The organism is Sphingobacterium sp. Mn56C, from assembly GCF_049319645.1.
In the GTDB taxonomy this organism is placed as follows: domain Bacteria; phylum Bacteroidota; class Bacteroidia; order Sphingobacteriales; family Sphingobacteriaceae; genus Sphingobacterium.
This window is the reverse complement of the sequence record NZ_JBMOUC010000003.1, coordinates 139146-160616: the sequence shown is the minus strand read 5'-3', so window position 1 is coordinate 160616 and position 21471 is coordinate 139146. Positions and strand designations below refer to the sequence as shown.

The window sequence follows — 21471 nt, the reverse complement described above, 5'->3', positions numbered from 1 at the left end:
TTATATATTGTTTTTTTCTTTTCATCTTCATGTTATTGATTCATTTGACCTTACATTATCTTGATGAAAAACAAACGCCTCAATGGGGTGGCAAGGTTTACATTTATTTGTTTATTTTCCGCTGCCCTATTAAGTTCCTGTCAAATTTGGTTGCCATGGCGCAAAACCAAATCTCCAACTACCGCTGCGGCGGCTGATACTACAGCAAAGAAGAAGGACACTTCTGCTGAAGCTTATGGTAAACTTATTAAAGATGCCAAAATTGACAGTGGCCTTTTTCAGGTTATCGAAAAAGAAGGGAACTTTTATTTTGATATCCCATTGACACAAATGGGTAAAGACTTTTTGCTGATACAAAAAGTGTCTTCTGTGCCAATGGCCATTAATGATGCAGGCGTCAATAAAGGGATGAACTTTGAAAATAAGGTAATCCGTTTCTCGGTAAACAAAAATAGAAAAGAAGTTTGGGTAAGTGAAATTGACCCGCGTATTGATGTGGCCAAAGAAACAGCTATCCAAAGCTCGGTAAAAGACAACTATACACCTTCTTTTATCGAATCTTTTAAAATCGAAAACTTTAGTAAAGACTCTTCGTCGGTCGTTATTAAAGTCAACAAAGTATTTGATGGCACCGAAAAAAGCTTTAGCGATGTATTTACCAGCTTAGGCTTGGGGACATCGGCGAAAACAGCGTTGTCAGCTATTGAAACCATAAAATCTTTTGAGAATAATATCGTCGTAAGATCTGTTCTTACCACAAAAGTTACCGAAGGGCAGTCGTCTGTTCCGGTTTCTATTCGTGTAACAACAAATATCTACGCGTTGCCTGAAAAAGCGATGATGCCAAGATTTGGCGATCCGCGTATTGGTTATTTTACGACACCAAGGCTTTATTTTTCCGATAAACAGCAGGAGGTTGAAAAACGTAACCTCGTAACGCGGTGGCGCTTAGAGCCTAAAGACGAGGATAAGGCGCGTTATTTGAATGGGGAGTTGGTGGAGCCTAAAAAACCTATTGTTTTTTATCTGGACCCCGCAACACCGAAACAATGGCGCCAGGAAATTATTGCCGGTGTACACGATTGGCAGGTCGCTTTTGAGCAGGCTGGTTTTAAAAATGCTATTATTGCCAAAGAAATGCCTCAGGATACGGTATTGGATATGGACGATGCGAATGTGTCTTCAATCGTATACGCAGCTTCGTCGCAAGCCAACGCCATGGGGCCCTCTGTGGTAGACCCGCGCTCGGGTGAGATTTTGGAGGCTGATGTTATCTGGTGGCACAATGTAATGACTATATTAAATAGCTGGATGCGCATTCAAACGGGTATCATCGATACTACAGTACGTGGAAATACGTTTTCGGACGAAAAAATGGCACACGCTATTCGTTTTGTGTCCTCGCATGAGATTGGTCACACCTTAGGGTTAATGCATAATATGGGTAGCTCATTTAGCTTCCCGGTAGATTCCTTACGTTCGCCATCTTTCACGTCAAAAATGGGAGGAACGGCAACATCTATTATGGATTATGCGCGCTTTAACTATGTTGCACAGCCCGAGGATGGGGTGAAAGTAATTACTCCAGTTATTGGTTTGTACGATAAATATGCTATTGCTTGGGCATACCGCTGGTATGATGTGAAGTCGCCTTGGGAAGAATTACCGGCCTTACGTGCAGCGATAGAAAAACATCAGCACGATCCTTTCTACTGGTACGGTGAGCAGCAGAGCAGCAAAAATATTGTAGACCCAAGGTCGCAGTCGGAAGACTTGGGCGACGATGCGATGTTGGCCGGTCGTTACGGTATCAAGAACTTAAAACGTACCATGCCTTATATTATTCAATGGACTACAAAACCTGGCGAAGATTATATTAACGCTGGAAAGTTGTATATGGGCGTTATTGGGCAATGGTATACGTATGCCGACCATGTCATCAATAATATTGGTGGTATATATTTGGAAAACCCTGTGTTGGGTGATCAAAAAGATGCTTACGCACCGGTACCACGTCAGAAGCAAAAGGATGCGCTGGAGTATGTTAAAGAGCAGATCTTTAATTTTCCGGATTGGTTGTTTGATAAAAGCTTAATGGCAAAGAGCTTTCCTCTGCGCGAAAGTCCTATCGGCCCTTTTGAGTATGCCCCGTATAATTTAAAAAGAGAATTTCAGTATAGTTTATTGTATAATTTAGTTAAGGACGAGCGTTTGTTGCGCATGACAGAAATGGAGCAGCTTTTTGGAAAAGAAAAAGCTTGGAGTGCAGAGGAGTTTTTGCAGGATATCCGTAAGGAAGTTTTTGCAGAGACCATCCGTAAACAGCGCTTAGACCTTAACGTTCGTATGTTGCAGCAAAACTATGTGGATGTGTTGATGGTTTCTACTAATAAAACTATGGAGAAACTGATTAACAAAAAACTTACAGATGTCGACCGTTTCTTGGCTGCCGTTCGTCCGGATATCTGTCCTGTGCATGCGGTAGACCATAAAGACGACAACCTGCGCAATGTGCATGTCTCTGGTATGAGCCGTACTTCTGATATGCTGATGAACAAACGTACCGAGCTCTTGGCAATTTATGACTTGTTAAAAACTGCACGTAATTCGGGAGATGCCGCAACAAAAGCGCATTATGAAGACTTGATCTTGCGTATTGCAAATACATTGGAAATTAAAAAATAGTAATTTACCTATTTCCTTATATATGAATAAATATCTAATCGTTTTATTTCTGGCCTGTGTTCAGCTTGCACAGGGGCAGGAATGGATTAAATGGGATGGTCAAGTGCTTGATGCCCAAACGAAGAAGCCTATCGCTGGTGCTACCATTGTCGTAGAAGCTTCTACTGTTTCGGAGAATACCACTATTCCTGGACAAATCCAACAGTCGGCCTTAGGCACGGTGACGGATGTTAACGGAAAGTTTCTTTTGAAACTACCGTCGGACATTAAATTTGTAACGCTCTCTTTTTTAGGTTACGAAAAAACAAAAGTTCCTGTAGATATTACCACAAAAAAAATTCTATTGCAACCGAATGATGGGGCTCTAGAAGAGGTTATTGTTACAGGGTATACGGATATCAAAAAACGTAAAAATACAACGGCATATACCAAAATCAATGCAGATCAGATTCAGCAGGTGGGTGTGTCGGGTATCGACCAGATGTTAGAAGGGCAGGTTGCAGGTTTGCAGTTGTCGAATTTAAATGGTGGCCCCAACAGTGCGCCGCAGATCCGTATTCGTGGTACCGTATCTTTAAACGGTACGCAGGATCCGTTATGGGTAATCGATGGGCTACCGATTGAAGGGACTACATTGCCAAACAGTTTTGATAAAGATAATATCAATAATTTAACAAACTTACCGATTGCGGGTATTAACCCGGATGATATTCAGGATATCACCGTATTGAAAGATGCTGCGGCAACTTCAATCTATGGTGCTCGAGCGGCAAATGGTGTTATCGTTGTGACGACAAAAAGAGGTAAAGTTGGGCCGGCATCGGTGCAGGTTTCCTTGAATAGCTTTGTAACGCAGAAACCTGACTTTGGCCGTTTGAATTTGATGAACGCCAACGAGAAGGTTGATTTTGAACTGGGTATGGCGGGGCGTGCAAATCTAGATTACCGCCCGAATGGTGGTGCTGTTGCACGGCTGTTAAATGCATCAAATGAATTGGAGAAATACCGCTCGGGTGGTTTTTCTGCCCTTTCACCAGCCACACAGGACGCTATTAATGCACTGCGTAATAACCAAACCAATTGGGGGGATGTTATGTTCCGTAATGTGCTAAACCAGCAGTATTCGGCCTCTGTATCGGGGGGTACTGAAGCTAACCGGTACTATATTTCTGGAGGTTTCTACGATGAAAAAGGAGCTACAGAGGGCGTAGGAATGCGCCGTTATGCCTTGACGTTTAACAACGACTTCCGGATAAGCCGTAATGTAAAGGGGGGATTGAATTTAATGGGGTCTACAACCAGTAGAACAAACCCGATTACCGATAGAGATGCGTTTACAAACCCTACGTACTATGCGCGTACGGCAAACCCTTACCTGCAACCGAAGGATGCAAATGGTAACTATATTTACGATCCGGATATTGAGGGTTTTGAGAAAGATACCTATATTCCTTTTAATGCTTTTGAGGAACGCAATAATACCAAGTACAAGTTGAACAACAAAAGTTTAAAGGCTATTACGTATTTGGAGTATCAGATTATTCCTTCTTTATCTATCCGTTCTGAGTTGGGCTTACAGTTTGAGGAGGTCGCTACCGAGCGTTTTGCCGATAAAGAGTCGTATAATACGCGTAAATTTAGAGCTTCAACACGCTATTATGATAGTGTTAGCAAGCAATATAAGTATTTCTTGCCTGATGGTGGAACGATAGAAAATACGAGTAATAGTAGCTTCCAATATAATTGGAAGAGTTTTGCGCAGTTTAGAAAAACGTTAGCCGATAAACATGAGTTGGAGCTTATGGCTGGTACCGAGTTACGCCATACCAACAATACTATAATTACAACCCGTGGTTTTGGCTTCGATCCCATTACTTTGACATCGCAGAATATTGTTTTCCCGAACAGCAATTATTTAAATAACGAAAACTATAAAGCGTATCGCAAATCAATTGGCGAGACTTCGTATGCGTCATTTTATGCCAATGCGGGTTATACTTACAACAGAAAGTATAATGTTTACGGTAGTATTCGTTATGACGGTTCTAATATGTTCGGTGTCGACCCTAAATATAGGTTCTTACCAATCTGGTCTATTTCGGGATCATGGAATGCTTCGGATGAGGAGTTTATTAAAAATATTTCCGCTATCTCTAATTTAAGGGTGCGTGCATCTTACGGTATACAAGGAAATGTGGACCGTAATACTTATCCGTTTATTATCGGAAAATATGGAACAGGAACCATTACGCCAGGAAATAACGAAGGTTCGGTTGTGGTAGAAGCGCCTGCTAACGATAAGTTGCGTTGGGAGAAGACCAGAAACTGGAATGCGGGTATTGACTTAGGTTTGTGGAATAATCGATTGAATGTTACGCTAGACTATTACAACAGAGAGAGTTTGGATATAATTGGCTATAACCAGTTGCCTTTAGAAACGGGTTTCGAAAACGTGCAGCGTAACTGGGCATCGGTTCGTAACCAAGGGGTGGAGTTAACAATTTCGAGCCGTAATATTACGACCGACAAGTTCTCCTGGTCTACAGACTTTAATATTGCCCACAATAACAACAAACTGTTACGCGTGAAAAACAATCCATCGGCTTATACTGTAAATCAACGTGAAGGGAATGCCTTGAATGGTCTTTATGTGTTGGAGACAGCAGGTTTGGATAAAGATGGCGTTATGCAGTTTAAAGGAAAAGATGGTCAGCCGGTAAAATTTGAAGACTACTTTGGTCTGTTTGATCCATGGGCAGATTTCTTCCCGGGTTATACTATCGGAACAGATTTAACGACAACGTCTTATCAGAATAAATTTACCTATAAGGGTAGTTTGGATCCTAAGTTTATCGGTGGTATCACCAATAGATTCCGGTATAGTAATTTTGATTTCGCCATTTCGGCATCTTTTAACTTAGATAAATGGACAAAGGCTACGCCATTCTATAACCCAAGTAATGTAGACCGTGGTATTAACCAGTCTAGTGCGTTATTGCAGGTGGGTACAGCAGGCAGCCCTTTTATGGCTTTAGGTAGTAAAAATAGCGAGTTAAATGATCGCTGGATGGCTTACAGCTGGTTGATGGATAATGACCCTGCAAAATCATACGAAATGTACGATATCTGGGCAAAGAAAATTAGTTATGTACGTATTACCAGTATGCGCTTAGGTTACACGCTGCCGGCAGCTGTTGGCAAGAAAATAGGTACTTCAAATTTGCGCGTCAGTGTGGAAGCGCGTAATCCATTTGTGTTCGGTTCGAGTTTCAAAGGTTTCTTCGATCCCGAAACCTATGGTAGTTACTATGCACAGCCTATTTCTAAGTCGTTTGCTTTGGGTTTATCAGCGAGGTTTTAATTTCTTAAGTTAAGCACAACATGAAAAAGATATTTTTATATATGAGTCTACTATTTGTTTCCGGAACAGCATTGGTTTCCTGCAACAAATACCTAGATATTAAACCTGTAGGTACTGTGGTGCCAGAGACTGCCGATGATTTTCGGGGTTTGTTGACCAGCGGCTACCTGGGGTTTCCGGCGCATAAATCGTATTTGAACTTGCGTACCGACGAACTGCAGCTGGACGAGTATTCCACGGATATGTCGTCTTTAAAGGATATTTTCCTTTGGAATGATCTTAATCCGGATCCGGCTACATTTGCGTATCCTTATATCACGTTTTACAAGAGTATTTTCTATGCCAATCAGGTCTTAGAAACGATCGATAAAAAATTAGCCAGCAACGGTGATGTGAATCAGTTGAAAGCGGAGGCCTATTTAATGCGTGCTTACGCGCATTTTGAGTTGTTGAATATGTATGCCGAGACGTATACGCCTGCAAATGCTGCGCAACGTGGGATTGCCTTGTCGACAAAAATCGACTTGGAACAGCGTTTTATTCCGGTAACCATTGAGGAGGTTTACAAGCAGATTTTTGCTGATATCGATCAGGCAGATCGTTTGATGCAGGTGCAGGACCAAGATAGCAAGGTGAAATATAGGTTTAGTAAGCGTGCGTTATATGCTTTCCAGGCGCGTGTATTTTTATACCGTTCGGAATGGCAGAAATCTTTGGATGCCGCGGATAAGGCTTTGGCAATCAATTCAAATCTCGAGGATTTAAACCAGGCGGATGCCTTTATGCCTAGCGATTTCCAGTCTAAAGAAATGATTCTTTCGTTGGATAAGGTAGCTTTGCCTGTTACAACGACATCTACGTTTATCTCACAAAACTTATTAAACAGCTACGATAAGGTAAACGATTTACGTTTCGCAAAGTACTTCCAGAAAAAAGGTGGTGATTATGTGAGCTTAAAAGGAGGGGATAACCGCTATAACGTTTCCTTCCGTAACGGTGACTTGTATTTAATGGAAGCGGAAGCTTATAGCCGTCTTGGGCATAAAGATCAGGCCTTAGCGAAGTTAAATGCCTTATTAAAAAACCGGTTAACGCCAGCATACTTCCAAACACAATCTGCAGCTTATGCAGGTTTGGATAATGCACAACTATTGAATGTAATTCTGGCAGAGCGTAAGCGTGAATTGGCATTGGAGGGGTTAACCTGGTACGATCTTAAACGTACGACAAGGCCAACTATTACGCATAGATTTTTCGATAAAGACTTTGTTTTACAGCAAAACGACCCGCGTTATGTAATCCGTTTTCCAAAGGCTGCATTGGAAAATAATCCGGATTTAAATGCTACAAATTAAAAGAATAGTATAGTTCCTTTTTTTATATCCCGTCCCCATCTCTTTGTAGAGATGGGGATTTTTTTTTAATTTCGGCATTTATGGCGGTGCAAATATTAATTGTAGAAGATGAAGATTGGGCAAAAGACAGTCTTTTGGATATGTTGGAAACTATCCAAGGTTTTGATTTTGAGGGTGTTCATCTGAAAACAATTCGTGATGCCAAACTCTGGTTGCAGAAAAATAAGCCTGATTTAATTTTTATGGATATCCATCTCGCCGATGGCTTAAGTTTTCATATTTTTGAAGATATTCAAGTGCAGGCGCCTGTAATTTTTACAACAGCCTATGACAATTATGCGCTGGATGCGTATCGGAATCAAGGTTATGCTTACCTGTTGAAGCCTTATGAATTATCGGATTTGATGGAGGCCTTAGCACGTGTTAAACCACTGCTGCCGTCTTTTTCTGAGGAAAAACAAAGTTATAAAACTAGGTTTTTAGTGAAATATGGCGTCTACCTTAAATCTATTGCCGTAACTGATATTGCTTACTTTATGGCCGACGATAAGTTGTTGTATGTTGCTGTAAAACAGGGAGATCAATATATTGTTGAAGATACCATTTCTAACTTGGCTAGTAAACTGGATCCGAATGATTTTTTTCAGGTAAACCGGAAGTTTATCGTGCATATCGGGGCTATTCGGGATATGGTAAAAATCAGCCGCAATCGGATTCGCCTAACCTTGTCGCCAGCGGTAGCGTCTAATATTGAGGTTGTTGTCAGCGAAGAGAAATCCAATATTTTCCAAAAATGGCTGGATAGATAAAAGCTGCCCGCATTACCGGACAGCTTGTATAGTGTATTTTTTATGCTTTCGTGGCTGCTAATATGCTTAGCTGCTGCGCTACTTTGCCGGCAATATTTTTATAGGTACTGGCAATAGCCTCGTCGGCATCTAGGATAATCGGGAAGCCATTGTCTCCGGCATCAACTACCGCTTTTACTAAAGGTACTTCACCTAAGAATGGGACGTCATTTGATGCTGCTAAGCGTTTACCGCCATCTTTACCGAAGATATAGTATTTATGGTCTGGCAATTCTGCTGGGGTAAAGTATGCCATATTTTCTACTATCCCGAGAATTGGAATGTTTATACCTTCCATTTTGTACATCCCTATACCTTTGATCGCATCGGCTAAGGCTACATTTTGTGGTGTCGTCACGATAACGGCACCTGAAATGGGGTAGTTTTGTGCTACGGTAATATGTATATCGCCAGTGCCTGGAGGCATATCGACTACTAAATAATCTAGATCGCCCCAGTCGGCATCGTTAAAAAGCTGTTTTATGGCCGATGTCGCCATCGGACCCCGCCATGGGATAGGTTGGTTCGGGTCGGTGAAAAAGCCTATGGATAATAATTTCAAACCAAATTTTTCTATAGGTTCAATTTTTGTATTTCCATCGGCTGTTTGCGTCGCCGTAGGTTTGGCACCTGTAAGTCCAAACATAATAGGGAGCGATGGCCCATAAATGTCGGCATCTAAAAGACCTGTCTTTGCCCCCGAATCAGCTAATGCCAGTGCAAGGTTGCTGGCTACGGTAGATTTTCCCACACCGCCTTTCCCTGACGATACCAGAATAATATTTTTTATTCCCTTAAGCTGGTTTGTTTCCACGCTGTTGACGCGTGATGTCATATTGATTTCTACCTCCATATGTTTATCCACAAACAACGCTATAGCATTTCTACAGGCATGTTCAATATGCCCTTTCATGGGGCATGCCGGCGTGGTTAATACCACGTCGAACTTTATTTTATTAGGGAATATTTCGATGTTTTGAATCATATGCAGGGTTACCAAATCTTTTTTTAGATCGGGTTCTTCCACATGACTTAAGGCATGTAATATTTGTTCTTTTGTAACCATAGTTTCATATTGCTGCTGCAAATCTACATCATTCCGCATAATATCTTGTCATCGCTGTGTTGTTAATTGGAATACAATATGCAGGTCGCTATTTATCCATCGGCTAAAAACTATTTTTTGATTTTTTTACCCTATTTTTATTCGCAAATTAATAATGATATAGAAGAAGATACTTTTATGAAGTTATCCTATCAACAGAAGAAGTGGATTATTATAAGTTTAAGTACGGTGGTTGTGCTTTTTGTGGTGGCCTATGCCTTAGCGATGTCGAAAAGGGATGCGTATTTAAAAGCAGCCGTAGTAAAGGTGCAGCATAAACTTAAACAGGATTATAAAGTTGATTTTTTAGTCGGTAAATATAAGTTTGATGGTCTCTCGACCGTTGTTTTTGATCAGGTACTGCTAAAGCCGGAACATCGTGATACGCTGGCAACGATGGATCGTTTAGGGGTTAGGGTTCGCTTATGGCCTTTGATTTTTGGAGATATAAAAATTGATGACCTCAATTTGATAAATGGGAAGGTATCTTTTGTCAAAAAGGATACGGTTAGTAATTACGATTTTCTATTCCGCAAGCGGAACAAAGATAGCGTAAAGCTGGAGGAGCCTAATACGCGCAACTTTGCCGAATGGGCCGAGAAGATGGCGAAGCAGGTGTTTTCTAAGGTCCCCAATAGTATGCTAATGCGGAACTTTGAATTGTCTTACAAGGATTCTGTGCTTTATCAGCGTATTCGTGTGCCTGAAGCTATTATTGACGATGGTGATTTTGAAACGCGCTTATTTCTAAATGATCACGATGCCGAATGGAAATTAAAGGGCTATGTGAATGGCGACAAGCAGCGTTTGAAGGTGGAGGTGTCTTCCAAAGAAAAGGGGGTTGAACTTCCTTTTATCAAAGGTAAATATGGCTTGGCCGTAAGTTTCGATAAGCTGATTTTTGATCTTACGGGTATAAAAAGGGTTAAAAAGGATGTCTTACATATTGATGGTAGCTTTGCCTATGAAAACTTGCTTGTAAAACATCGACGACTGTCGGATTCTGCTATTTTATTGCCAGAGGCTCAGGGCACGGGGGGGCTGGAGATTGCCAGTAATTATATTGCGCTGACGGATGATGCAAAAATTAAGGTAAAAAATTTCTCCTTAGCACCGCGGGTGAAGTTTATAATGAAGCCTTCGAAACGCCTGGAGCTGGCCGTACATACGGGTAAGTTTAAAGCGCAGGATTTTTTTGATGCCATACCAAATGGTCTTTTCGAAACTTTAGATGGTATACAGGTGGAAGGGGATGTGGCGTATAACTTGGATTTTGCGGTTGACTTTGATAAACCGGATAATATTATTTTTAACTCCACCGTCGACGATAAGGACCTAAAGATCGTAAGATGGGGTAAAGCTGATATTGCATCTTTAAATCGGCCGTTTACGTATGATGCCTATAATGATACGGTATTGGTACGCCAAATTTTGGTGGGTACGGCTAATCCAAATTTTGTGCCTCTTACTGCAATCCCTTATGTGCTGAAAACGACCGTACGTAATACCGAGGATCCGTTTTTTTATCAGCATAAGGGTTTTGAAAAAGAGGCTTTTAAGCTTTCTATTGCGACGAATATCAAGGAGAAGAAATTTAAACGTGGTGCGAGTACTATTTCTATGCAATTGGTGAAAAATGTGTTCCTGAACCGTAAAAAAACCATGACTAGGAAATTTGAAGAAATACTTTTGGTATGGCTTATGGAGTCGTCTCATCAGGTGAGTAAGGATCGTTTGCTGGAGATTTACCTTAATGTTATCGAATGGGGTACGAATGTATATGGTATTGCTGAAGCATCAAATTATTATTTCCAAAAGAAACCTCAGGATATCAATCTTGGAGAAAGTTTATTCCTTTCCAGTATTATCCCACGCCCAAAGACTGGGCTCTCGTCTTTCGATTATACGGGCCACTTAAAGCCGTGGGTGCAACGCCATTTTAATACCTATGGAAGTATTATGACCAAAGTTGGGGATCTGCGCAATGTGGATGTTCCTGCAGGTTATGGTTTTTATGAGGTTCTGTTACAGGCGAAATTACGCCCTGCAACACCGGTATTCAGAGATACATCCGACCTGGATATTATTAATGAGCATGAGGCTTTTATGCGCGAAATGGATCAGGATGAAGAGGTGAAACGTTCAATATTAGAAAAAATATTCGGAAAGGAGCAACAATAATATGCGATCTATAGAAATTGATAACCTTAGCTTTGAGCCTTTTATTGAGTACGAGCAAATTCAGAAACGTATTCGGTTAATCGGTATAGATATTAATGTAAAGTTTGAAAATAAACATCCTGTATTTGTAGGCATACTGAATGGTTGTTTTATGTTTATGGCAGATTTAATGAAATGTATCCATATTCCCTGTGAAATGACATTCGTTAAGCTTGCTTCGTATGCTGGTACCGAGCAGGGAAATGTACAACAGCTGCTAGGGGTGGGCATGGACCTGAAGGGCCGTGATGTGATTATCGTAGAAGATGTGGTGGATTCGGGTACTTCGTTGAAACATACCATGGAAGCCTTAGCAGCCTTAGAGGTCGCCAGTATAACGGTCTGTACTTTATTACTAAAGCCCGAAAGTTTACAGCATAGTTTTGATAATATTATGTATGTAGGTTTTGAAATTGATAAAGAGTTTGTGGTGGGCTATGGTTTAGACTATAACGGGCAGTGTCGTAATCTGCCTGATATTTATAAAGAAGTGTCTTCGCCCCATACTTTGTAGTGGATTTCCCTATATAAAAATACTACCTTTGACCTTACATGTATAGTTTTTTCAAATTGATTCCACGCCTGCATTACCAGCATTACCTGGTCATTGCTTTTCTTTTTATGTTGCCAAGCCTTATGTTTGCGCAAGGTAATAGGGCGGTGCCTGTGGTAGATTCGGTAAAGCTGGCGCAGCAGGACTCTTTGCTGCAGGTGAAACATATACAAGATTCCTTGGCTACAGCTTTTATAGTCGTTAACCCCAATCGGGGTAATCCCATGTTGGATAGCCTTCGTGCCAAGGTTGTCGTTGCCGATAATGATTTTATTTCTTGGATGGCTTTTACAAATTCCTTACTAAAAAAGGATGCCTTTCAAAAAATGACCGCTACTGACAGGTTTGATAGGCCATTATGGGTGCTTTTTGTCGTGTTATTTTTATTCTTCTGTATAGGTCTTGTGCGATTATTTTTTGTCCATGTATTTCAAAATATTGTATTGGGCTTCTTTAACGAACGTATTCTTACGCAGATTAGTAAAGAAGATAATGTGGTAACCTCCTGGCCTTATATTTTCCTATATATAATTTTCAGCTTTTCGTTGGCCATGTTTATCCTGATTTATCAGTCCTCTTTTGTTGATAATTCGGTGATAACAGTAATCAATTTCTTTCGAATAGCCGGAATTGTTGGCGCCATGTTTCTTCTTAAAATTTTATTGGTAAGGTTCGTTGCCAGCATATTTCAGATTGAAAGATTGGCGCGCGAATATGTTACTGTATTGTATTTGGTATACTTTAATAGTATGCTGATTTTGATGCCTTTATTGTTGTTTGTTACCTTTTCCACGTCACAATACTTTAAATTTATATTAATTTTATTTAGTGTTGTGGTGTCTATATTGTTCTTATACAGGGTATTAAGAACTGCGTATAATCTATTGGGCAATCTAAGATTTTCACTTTTTTATTTAATTCTTTATCTTTGCACCTTAGAAATTGCACCGATTTTAATATTAGTGAAAACACTAAACAATTAATGAGAGAATATATGCAAATTGATGTTGCTAGAGCGAAGAAAGTAAAAAGCATATTAGTTACTTTGCCCAAACCTGAAAATGACAAATCGCCATACTTTGCCCTTGCGGAAAAGTACAATCTAAAATTGGACTTTCGTGGATTTATTCATGTGGAAGGAGTCCCGGCTAAGGATATTAGAAAAGAGCGTATAAATTTTGCAGAACATACTGCTGTGATTTTTACAAGCAAAAACGCCGTAGATCATTTTTTTAGGGTATGTGAAGAAATGCGTTTTGAAGTATCCGCAGACATGAAATACTTCTGTATATCCGAGGCTATTGCCTTATACTTACAAAAGTATATTCAATATCGAAAACGTAAAATCTTCTTTGGTAAGCAAACGGCAAAAGATCTGGAAGAGGTATTGAAGAAACATAGTAAAGAGAAGTTTTTATTCCCTTGCTCTGATGTCGCTAACGAGGACACGCATAAATGGTTGCAGGACAATGGCTATAATTTTACGCCAGCGGTACTGTTTCGTACGGTAATCTCTGATATTACAGACTTGAAGGATGTTTTTTACGATATTATTGTATTCTTTAGCCCTTCGAGTGTACAGTCGTTGTACGAAAACTTCCCGGAGTATGTTCAGAATAATACACGTATTGCGGCATTTGGTGCAACTACACAACAGGCTTTGTTAGAAAAAGGAATGATCTTGGATATTCCTGCCCCTACGCCACAGGCTCCAAGCATGACCATGGCGGTAGAGCAATATATCAAACAAGTTAATAAGTAATATATATTACAGCATATAAAAAAGGGATCTACAACAGATCCCTTTTTTATGTCTTATATTTTAAATCAATATAGGGCTATTACTTTTTAGGGTTGCGGAATATTTTTCAATTAGTGACCGCTATCATTATTACTACATTTAAAATACTACAATTTAGTATTATTATAAATAATAGCATTATTTTTTTTTATGTTTGTAGTAAAGGGATAAAACATATTAGCTCGTGAAACTGAAACCTGTCAATAGTATTTCGGGGATAGCTCCAAAGGAATTTATTAGGGATTACCTCAATAAAGGGCAACCTGTCCTTATTAAGGATTTTATAAGTAAAGATAGCCCTTGCTGGACGAAGTGGAGTTACGACTATTTCAAGGAAATAGCAGGAAATGAACAAGTAGATATCTATGGTAAAGAAGAAGAAGGACAAAACTATGCTGCCAGTCCTCCGGTGGGAAGAATGAGTTTTGGCGAGTATCTTGATCTCATCGGTCGTGAACCTACAGAACTACGTTTGTTCCTATTTAACTTAATGAAAATACGCCCTGAAATTAAAAAGGATGTTATTTTTAATGATGTTACGGGTGGAAAGGTTTTGCAATGGCTGCCTTATATGTTTTTTGGTGGCGAGGGATCTTCTACACGTAATCATTTCGATATTGATATGTCGCATGTATTTATTTCACAGTTTCATGGGACAAAACGTATCTGGCTCTTTCCCAACGACCAGTCGGACTTAATGTATAAGTTACCGTACAACTTTCACAGTCTACCGAATATTAAAACGGGCAGTATTCAAGAGTTTCCCGCAATACAGTATTTAGATGGGTATGAGGCGGTTATTAATCCAGGGGATACGCTATATATGCCAGCAGGCTGGTGGCATTATATCCAATATGAAACCGAGGGGTATTCTATCTCTGTTCGCGCTTTGGCAAATTCGATGACCGAAAAAATTAAGGGCGCAAGAAACTTATTTATTACGCGTCATTTTGATGATACCATGCGCAAAATCTTTAAAGATCGATGGTATGATTATAAAATCCAGATCGCAAAACGTAGGGCAAATAAAGCAATGCGTAGAATTCAAAAATAAGCTTAGGGATGTTATCCCTGATAAACAATAAGACGAAAAAAGCCGTACGCAAGATTGACTTGTTTACGGCTTTTTTAATACGGTACGAACCATTACCCATAAAATAACGTATACGGGTCACTGTCGTAGATATTGGCATCAGGATGGTGTACAAATGGAATAGCGGGATTAAATATCTCTTCTAAGGTATTGCGTAAAAACTCTACAAAGGCATTTTTCTGCTCCTGTAAATACACGTCGGTCAGTACAGTCCCCTTGCTGCCAAAAAGGGTGCCATCCTCGCGCATACGGCGCGCTACATAGAGATGCGGTTCTAATGCTTTTCTACCAGATACCTGCTCATAAACGTAGGCATAAAACAGGGTTTGTACCAACGCTTTATTCTCGGTGTTGGGTGCAAACACTTTGTCCATATGGGTAAATATTACCGAGTCGCCACCGGTTTTATAATCTACAATTCTAGTTTTCACCTGTCCATCATCGGTTATCACCTCATCGACACGATCAATGATTCCATACAGGTTAATCGACTGTGTTGTGCCTTCAATCTGAATAGGGAAGGGCAAAACATAGTCCTTGCTATTTTCAAGCTCAATAATCTTAAAGGCCTTGTAATTGTCAATATCATATTGCAGGTACATGGTAATATAAGCTGTAGCAATTTTATGCATAATACGCTGCAAGCTGTTTAAGTCCTGCAGGCTATTATAAGTTGTGGCATACTGTAATCCGATTTCCTGCACCACAAGCTGCGCTATCTCTGGCATTTTATGCTGAAGTTCTGCTGTTGCCGTAAAGCTGTTGATACCCTTATACGGGGTAAGCAGCTTTTCCATTACTTCATGTATTACGGTGCCCAATCGGTTCATTTCAAACTCCTGTGAAATGGAGGGAGGTTCTTTTATTTCAGCAATATGACGAAGAAAGAACTGCAACGGCGATTGCAGATACATGGTTAATGCCGTTGCTGAAATTTTTTTACCTGAAGTTACAAAATCATGGATCATCTTTTCCCATACCTTTCCTGTTTTCGGTATGGATACAGGCGCAACTGCTCCGGCAAATTGTATAGGCTGTTGTTGCTGTTTTTTTATAAACTTAAATGAACTCTCAAATTCCAGCTGCCGTATAAAACGGCTTTCTTCACCCGAGCTATTTTCGTCGACAATGCCGTTGTAAAAAAGATGTATCTGTGTGCTAAATTGAAAATGCCGATAGAATAAATATGCCGATAGGGCATCCTGGTTTTCCAGTATAGGTAATCCGTAGGCGCGGCGCAGGTTATTGGGTAAAAAGGTAATACTACTGGACGTCTTAGGTAATATCCCCTCATTTGCCCCCAAAATATAGACATTATCGAAATTTAAACAGCGGCTTTCTAATAAACCCATAATCTGTAAGCCCTCCAGCGGGTCACCTTCGATTGCCGAGTTTACCGGCGCGATAGCCTTACGTATCAGGCCTATTTGGAATAGCATATTTAACGGCGGAATCCTTGAGAACCCTAAGTCTAGCTGGTTCAACACCTTTTTAGTTTCGATAAGCAGATTGTTGTCGATTTGTTTGATGTGGCTGTCTCCAGCCGACGACAACAACAGCTCGTCCAAAAGTTGTATCAATGCCGGGATTACGGCAGTACTATCCCGTAGGGGAGCAAAAAAGTTTGGTAAGGCCGAGTTTTCAATATGTATACTGGAAAGATCTACCTCATACTGTTGCTTTTCGGCAATTAGCTGCTGATTTTTAATCTTATCCTCTGTCGGAACTTTAGTTAAGGGGTTATTCAGAAAAGTTTCAATATCCTTGAAAGGAATTTTATGCTTACGGCCATGGGATATCGTTTCCTGAACCCGCATCCAGAGGTCTAAAATACCATAAATGGGCGATTGTGTAAGCGGAAAACCAGTGGTAATATTCACCTTTAGGGGCACCTGCTCGTTCGCGTTGTTTTTATAAGAGGTCGGTAAACTTTGCAATAAGGGCACGAGTAAGCCCTCGTCGGCTAATAAAATAGCCGATGTTTTTCCCGGTTCCTCATGCTGCTCCAAAATGTTGTACAGCAGTTTGGTTTGGCTAACCTTGCCTGTGGCAGCATACAGGTTTACCACGTCGGTACGCGTACCAATAGTATTACGACAGGTAGCAAGCGCATTCTGCAGCCCTGTCTGCTGTATATTTCGTCGGATAAATAAACCGGCTTCCTGCTGTGGATCATCGAGGTAATGACGATCGGCGTCGAAATAAAATAATGCCCGTCCTTCCTCCTGCCATTGGCTAAATAGGGTAGCCTCAGCCTTATTCAAGGCATTAAATCCTACAAAGAGCAGCTTTTTAAAAGGCGACAAAAACGCGGGGTTGTCAATCTTCCCTTCGGCGAGATTTCGATATAGCGTAGGGTAGTTACTTTGGTTTTCATCCGCCAGCTTATCCTTAAACTTACGGTATAAAACCGGAAGACGGCGCCATAGGTTTAAGAATCGCTGCTGTATTCCTGTATGGCCAGCAATAGTAAAAGACTGCCAGAATTGGCGAATAAAATCTTGCTGCTCCTTGCTTAGGTACTGAAATTCTAAATCGATACGGCTATTGTCATAAAGCTCCATAAAAATATGGTCTATATGCACAAGATCGTAGTCCAACTGCCCAAAATCGCTTAGAATAATTTCAGCAATAGGGTAAAAATCCTCCAACGTTTCGGTGGGCAAACCCTCCTGTTCAAGCAATGTATTGTGAATTTCAAAAAGGTAGAAAAACTGCGTTAATGCCGATACGTCTTCATAGTTCGACGATAGGGAAACAAATTCTTGTATGGTAAAAAACTGTGGCGACCAAATCGCTTTTCCATACACCTCGGCAAGATGCTTTTTGAGGTAGCTGATCGGGCGTTTATTATTAAATATAATGGCGATATCCGATAGGTCATTGCCAAATCTTGTTTTGATATCTTCTGCTACAGATCGTAAAAATGGTGGGTACATAGACTATCTTATTTAACTGCTACTAAATTATTTGATTTGGCATAATACAGATACCCAGATACGTTTTGGTAACCGAGGTTCCTTAATGCATGCATATATTGATCCACCTGATACTTATGCTCGATATAGTCGTCATTGGTAAATTTAAAGTCCAGGACTATCGTTTCCTCCTTGCTCGTAAATACCTTGTCAGGGCGGATGGTTTTTCCTGCTGCGGTAATAATTGCAGCCTCGTTCCAAATTTTAAAATTCCCCTGCATCCATAGCTGAATTTGGGGGTGCTGCCAAACCCGATATACCTCCGTTAGCAGCAGTTCTTTATCCTCAAGAGCCAAAATACCCTCTTGAATAAACCGGGAAACGATTTTTTCGATATCCTGTTCCTGTCTAGCTTCCGACATGATTTCGTGTGCAAGAATACCATACTGCGAAGCTTTCTCCAGCATCAGAATGGTATTTAAATTTCTTTTGCTGGATTTGTTTAATGCCGATTCCAAAGCCTGCGATATCGGATAGCGTTGCAGGGCAGTGGTGCTTTCCTGATTTTCCGTTTCCTTTAATTGGACCCTGGGAATAATCTGGTTTACCTGAACACAGCCATCTTCCAACGGATATGGGGCGCTATCGGAATCTAATATTTGAAATAAGGTGTCCGAAATAAACTCGTTTTTAATGTCGTACCCTGTAACCTGTTTTGTTTTAGTATCTACAATTTCTTTAAATGCCGGTGCTGTTATGTACAAGTGCTCGACCGTTCTGGTGGTCGCCACATAGAGCGTATTCAAAGCATCCATATAGTTAAACAGCATTTCTTCATAATATTGCTTGTAGAACACCGATTCGGCGAGGCTACTGTTGTATTTAATCGGAATTTTCCCCAACTGCGCAAATGGCGTATTCTCGGTTGTAATCCAAAAGTCGCCGTTTACCATGCCATCTATAGTCCAAGAGGCAAAAGGAATCATTACCACATCATAGGCTAAGCCTTTTGATTTATGGATGGTGGTAACCTCGATGGCATTGACTTTGCCGTTTGATGGTAATACGGATTTAAATCCATCCTCCTCCCAAAATTCTAAGAACTGTATTATGCCACGTTCGCCATTCGCCGTAAAGCCGGCAACTATATCCTTAAAGGTAAGCAGGTAAGGTAGGTGTATATTCCCTAAGGAAGTAAAGCCATATACCTCGATTAGTTTTTCGATAAGATGCACCAAAGGAAGGTTATGCCAAAGCTCCCAACCCTCAATTAATGCAGCCGGCAGTATGCTGTTAAGCTCCTGAATAGCATTGTTTTTAAATGTTAACCACAATGCCGCATCGAAGTGCTCTCCAGTTTGTAAAATCTGGTAAAGGTAGGTTATACGGGCTAGATGAATGCTGTGCTTATCCGAATTATAAACAATAGCATATAGCGTTTCCAGCAATAGCCGTATTGCATCGTTGGATGCCAACGATAAAGCATCACCAGATATCACCTCCAAAGCTATACCACTATTATTTTTGTACGCCATTAAGGCTTTTATTACCGCAAGTGCCTGTGCATTGCTACGCACCAAAATACCAATTTGTTTAGCCTCGTAGCGCCCCGTAGTTATCCACTCGCCCACTTTTTCGCACAGCCTATCAATCGCCTGATCTTCGACCTGCCTATTACGACGTGAACCCGATTCGACCGGAATATAGGCAATTTCTATGCTGCCCTGTTTTTCCGTATTTTGAGCTTTATCCTCCGGAATCTCCTGTCGGCTATTTTCGTAAGCCTTTATCAACATGGCATCATTCTGCGAATTATGCCACCAGGTTTGCCCTTCCTCGTTTAATTCACTCCGCACCTTTTCATTAAGCACCTGTTGCAACAACAACGGGAGCTTTTCGTACACATAATTGTTGAATGCAATAATATTAGGGAGGCTTCTGAAGTTGGTATCTAAGGTGCCGTTCTCTATAAAGTTTGACTTATTGTGCTCGGTTAAATGGAAAGTTGTCGTTACCTGCTCTTCCACCTGCTGTAAAAGTATGCGCCAATCGCCATTTCGCCATCGGTATATACTTTGTTTTACATCGCCTACGATCAAATGCTCGTTGCGTATACCTTCCGTGTCGCCGAGGGCATTCAGCAATAAAGGGCTATAGTTTTTCCATTGTATTCGAGACGTATCTTGAAACTCATCAAACAAAAAATATTTGTAGCGGTTTCCTATCTTCTCCCATATAAAGGTAGGGTCATTATGATTATCCAGGCCTAGTTTATTCAGTAAAATCTGAGAGTCCGATATCAGTTGAGCCCCATTTTCACGTCGCCAAGTGCTCAAAAGGTCACTCATCTCTTTTAATAGACGCAAGTAATACAAGTTTCCTTGTACCGCTTGGTAGGCAATGTAACTCGGAAAAAATTGTCTTAAGTTTTCAAAATGTGCCAAGACTGGAGCAAAAGCCGTCATAAGATCATAGCGAACCTGTTTATCCTGGCCCGTAAAGGCATCATCATTATCGATTAACCCAATAAATTTGTCCAGAAGTTTTGCCGTATCGGAGGTGGAGAGTTTATGTACATGCGTGGATACCTTACTTGCCGATACGAGTTTATTTCTCGATTTACCTTTCATGTCGCCTTCATCGACCTGCAGCTGCCGATAGCATGCCTGAAAAGCACCAATTGCGGTACTTAAGGCCTCCATAAAATCGGCTGTTTTTTCCATTACCTCCTTGTTTAAAAGGTTGAAAATACGATGCGTATCAGCGGTAATTAAAGCACCATCAAATTCCTGGAAGTTTTCGGAGAATATAAGGCCTGCAAGTTTCATCAACTGCTGCCGATAGTTCCAGTTCTCGTTATTGTTAATCTTTTTCTCCGCAAAACCAATTATCCAATCCAGCAAATCCGGACGTTCATCCAGCAGCTGATTTAACATCACCGTCAGGTCTGCTCTAACCTTATTGGTATTCATCTCGATTTTATAGGCTGCATCCAGGTTAAGTTCATAGGTGAAGCTACGAATTACCTTTTGCGAAAATCCATCGATCGTACTGATGGTAAAATGGCTGTAGTCGTGCAGGATTTTACGGTACACCCGATAAGCATTATCCTTTAAACTGTTGCTTGTCCAGGAAGGGTTTTGCTTTAATAATAGGCTACGCACACTTTCAATCCGGTTGCTTGGGTCTGCGATGGCTAAGCCCTGTAATACCGACAGGATACGGTCTTTCATTTCGGCTGTAGCCTTATTGGTAAAAGTTACGGCTAGTATTTCTCTATAGCTATTTTCATTCGCCAATAGCAGCGATAAGTAATGCAAAGTGAGGCTAAACGTTTTCCCTGAACCCGCTGATGCCTTCAGTATTTTTAATGGTGCTGCCAATGTGTTATCTTATTGTACGTTTATATTATTACGAATTCACTAATATACTAATGTTATCCTGTTCGTCTAGTAATCTATAAAGAACGTTATTAAAATACCAAAAAATCTTTTTATCTTTGCGTCCCCTCTTACATGTTGTACGGGGGATA

12 protein-coding genes are annotated in these 21471 nt (G+C 40.6%); 9 read left to right on the top strand and 3 right to left on the bottom strand.

The genetic code is table 11. The features are described from left to right. Positions 1–63: 63 nt before the first annotated feature. From ACL9RF_RS10335 to ACL9RF_RS10320, 4 genes are all read left to right on the top strand, one after another. On the top strand, positions 64–2685 hold the full coding sequence (locus ACL9RF_RS10335; protein WP_422800550.1) for a zinc-dependent metalloprotease: 2622 nt from the start codon (positions 64–66) through the stop codon (positions 2683–2685). 22 nt (positions 2686–2707) lie between these two features. Beyond that, complete coding sequence (locus ACL9RF_RS10330; RefSeq protein ID WP_422800549.1) at positions 2708–6046, top strand: SusC/RagA family TonB-linked outer membrane protein; 3339 nt, start codon at positions 2708–2710, stop codon at positions 6044–6046. Positions 6047–6066: 20 nt separating this feature from the next. Further along, on the top strand, positions 6067–7401 hold the full coding sequence (locus ACL9RF_RS10325) for a RagB/SusD family nutrient uptake outer membrane protein (RefSeq protein ID WP_422800548.1): 1335 nt from the start codon (positions 6067–6069) through the stop codon (positions 7399–7401). 80 nt (positions 7402–7481) lie between these two features. Continuing rightward, a complete protein-coding gene (locus tag ACL9RF_RS10320) occupies positions 7482–8210 on the top strand; it encodes a LytR/AlgR family response regulator transcription factor (protein ID WP_422800547.1) in 729 nt (242 codons plus the stop codon). A 40-nt stretch (positions 8211–8250) separates the two neighbouring features. Here ACL9RF_RS10320 and ACL9RF_RS10315 read toward each other — a convergent pair whose 3' ends face one another. Beyond that, on the bottom strand, positions 8251–9315 hold the full coding sequence (locus ACL9RF_RS10315) for an Mrp/NBP35 family ATP-binding protein (protein ID WP_422800753.1): 1065 nt from the start codon (positions 9313–9315) through the stop codon (positions 8251–8253). Between the two features lie 177 nt (positions 9316–9492). On the opposite strand from ACL9RF_RS10315, the gene ACL9RF_RS10310 reads away from it, so the two are divergent. From ACL9RF_RS10310 to ACL9RF_RS10290, 5 genes are all read left to right on the top strand, one after another. After that, the gene (locus ACL9RF_RS10310; protein ID WP_422800546.1) at positions 9493–11535 is read left to right on the top strand and encodes a transglycosylase domain-containing protein; all 2043 of its coding nucleotides are present in this window, start codon (positions 9493–9495) and stop codon (positions 11533–11535) included. Between the two features lies 1 nt (position 11536). Next, positions 11537–12088, top strand: a complete 552-nt coding sequence (gene hpt / locus ACL9RF_RS10305; RefSeq protein WP_422800545.1) for a hypoxanthine phosphoribosyltransferase — start codon at positions 11537–11539, stop codon at positions 12086–12088. Positions 12089–12126: 38 nt separating this feature from the next. Beyond that, on the top strand, positions 12127–13110 hold the full coding sequence (locus tag ACL9RF_RS10300) for a DUF4271 domain-containing protein (RefSeq protein ID WP_422800544.1): 984 nt from the start codon (positions 12127–12129) through the stop codon (positions 13108–13110). A gap of 11 nt (positions 13111–13121) precedes the next feature. Continuing rightward, positions 13122–13889, top strand: a complete 768-nt coding sequence (locus ACL9RF_RS10295) for a uroporphyrinogen-III synthase (protein ID WP_422800543.1) — start codon at positions 13122–13124, stop codon at positions 13887–13889. Between the two features lie 223 nt (positions 13890–14112). Beyond that, positions 14113–14982: a cupin-like domain-containing protein gene (locus ACL9RF_RS10290; protein WP_422800542.1), complete on the top strand. Its 870-nt coding sequence runs from the start codon at positions 14113–14115 to the stop codon at positions 14980–14982. A 92-nt stretch (positions 14983–15074) separates the two neighbouring features. Here the strand turns inward: ACL9RF_RS10290 and ACL9RF_RS10285 are convergent, their stop codons facing one another. Both ACL9RF_RS10285 and ACL9RF_RS10280 read right to left on the bottom strand, forming a co-directional pair. After that, complete coding sequence (locus ACL9RF_RS10285; RefSeq protein ID WP_422800541.1) at positions 15075–17960, bottom strand: PD-(D/E)XK nuclease family protein; 2886 nt, start codon at positions 17958–17960, stop codon at positions 15075–15077. A gap of 8 nt (positions 17961–17968) precedes the next feature. Further along, on the bottom strand, positions 17969–21322 hold the full coding sequence (locus ACL9RF_RS10280) for a UvrD-helicase domain-containing protein (RefSeq protein WP_422800540.1): 3354 nt from the start codon (positions 21320–21322) through the stop codon (positions 17969–17971). Positions 21323–21471: the final 149 nt, after the last annotated feature.

What these genes read in the sequence shown, in the direction of transcription:
- hpt (WP_422800545.1), top strand. Translation starts at nt 11,537, where the DNA reads ATGCGATCTATAGAAATTGATAACCTTAGCTTTGAGCCTTTTATTGAG.
- ACL9RF_RS10315 (WP_422800753.1), bottom strand. Translation starts at nt 9,315, where the DNA reads ATGGTTACAAAAGAACAAATATTACATGCCTTAAGTCATGTGGAAGAA.
- ACL9RF_RS10320 (WP_422800547.1), top strand. Translation starts at nt 7,482, where the DNA reads ATGGCGGTGCAAATATTAATTGTAGAAGATGAAGATTGGGCAAAAGAC.
- ACL9RF_RS10330 (WP_422800549.1), top strand. Translation starts at nt 2,708, where the DNA reads ATGAATAAATATCTAATCGTTTTATTTCTGGCCTGTGTTCAGCTTGCA.
- ACL9RF_RS10335 (WP_422800550.1), top strand. Translation starts at nt 64, where the DNA reads ATGAAAAACAAACGCCTCAATGGGGTGGCAAGGTTTACATTTATTTGT.
- ACL9RF_RS10300 (WP_422800544.1), top strand. Translation starts at nt 12,127, where the DNA reads ATGTATAGTTTTTTCAAATTGATTCCACGCCTGCATTACCAGCATTAC.
- ACL9RF_RS10310 (WP_422800546.1), top strand. Translation starts at nt 9,493, where the DNA reads ATGAAGTTATCCTATCAACAGAAGAAGTGGATTATTATAAGTTTAAGT.
- ACL9RF_RS10325 (WP_422800548.1), top strand. Translation starts at nt 6,067, where the DNA reads ATGAAAAAGATATTTTTATATATGAGTCTACTATTTGTTTCCGGAACA.
- ACL9RF_RS10295 (WP_422800543.1), top strand. Translation starts at nt 13,122, where the DNA reads ATGCAAATTGATGTTGCTAGAGCGAAGAAAGTAAAAAGCATATTAGTT.
- ACL9RF_RS10285 (WP_422800541.1), bottom strand. Translation starts at nt 17,960, where the DNA reads ATGTACCCACCATTTTTACGATCTGTAGCAGAAGATATCAAAACAAGA.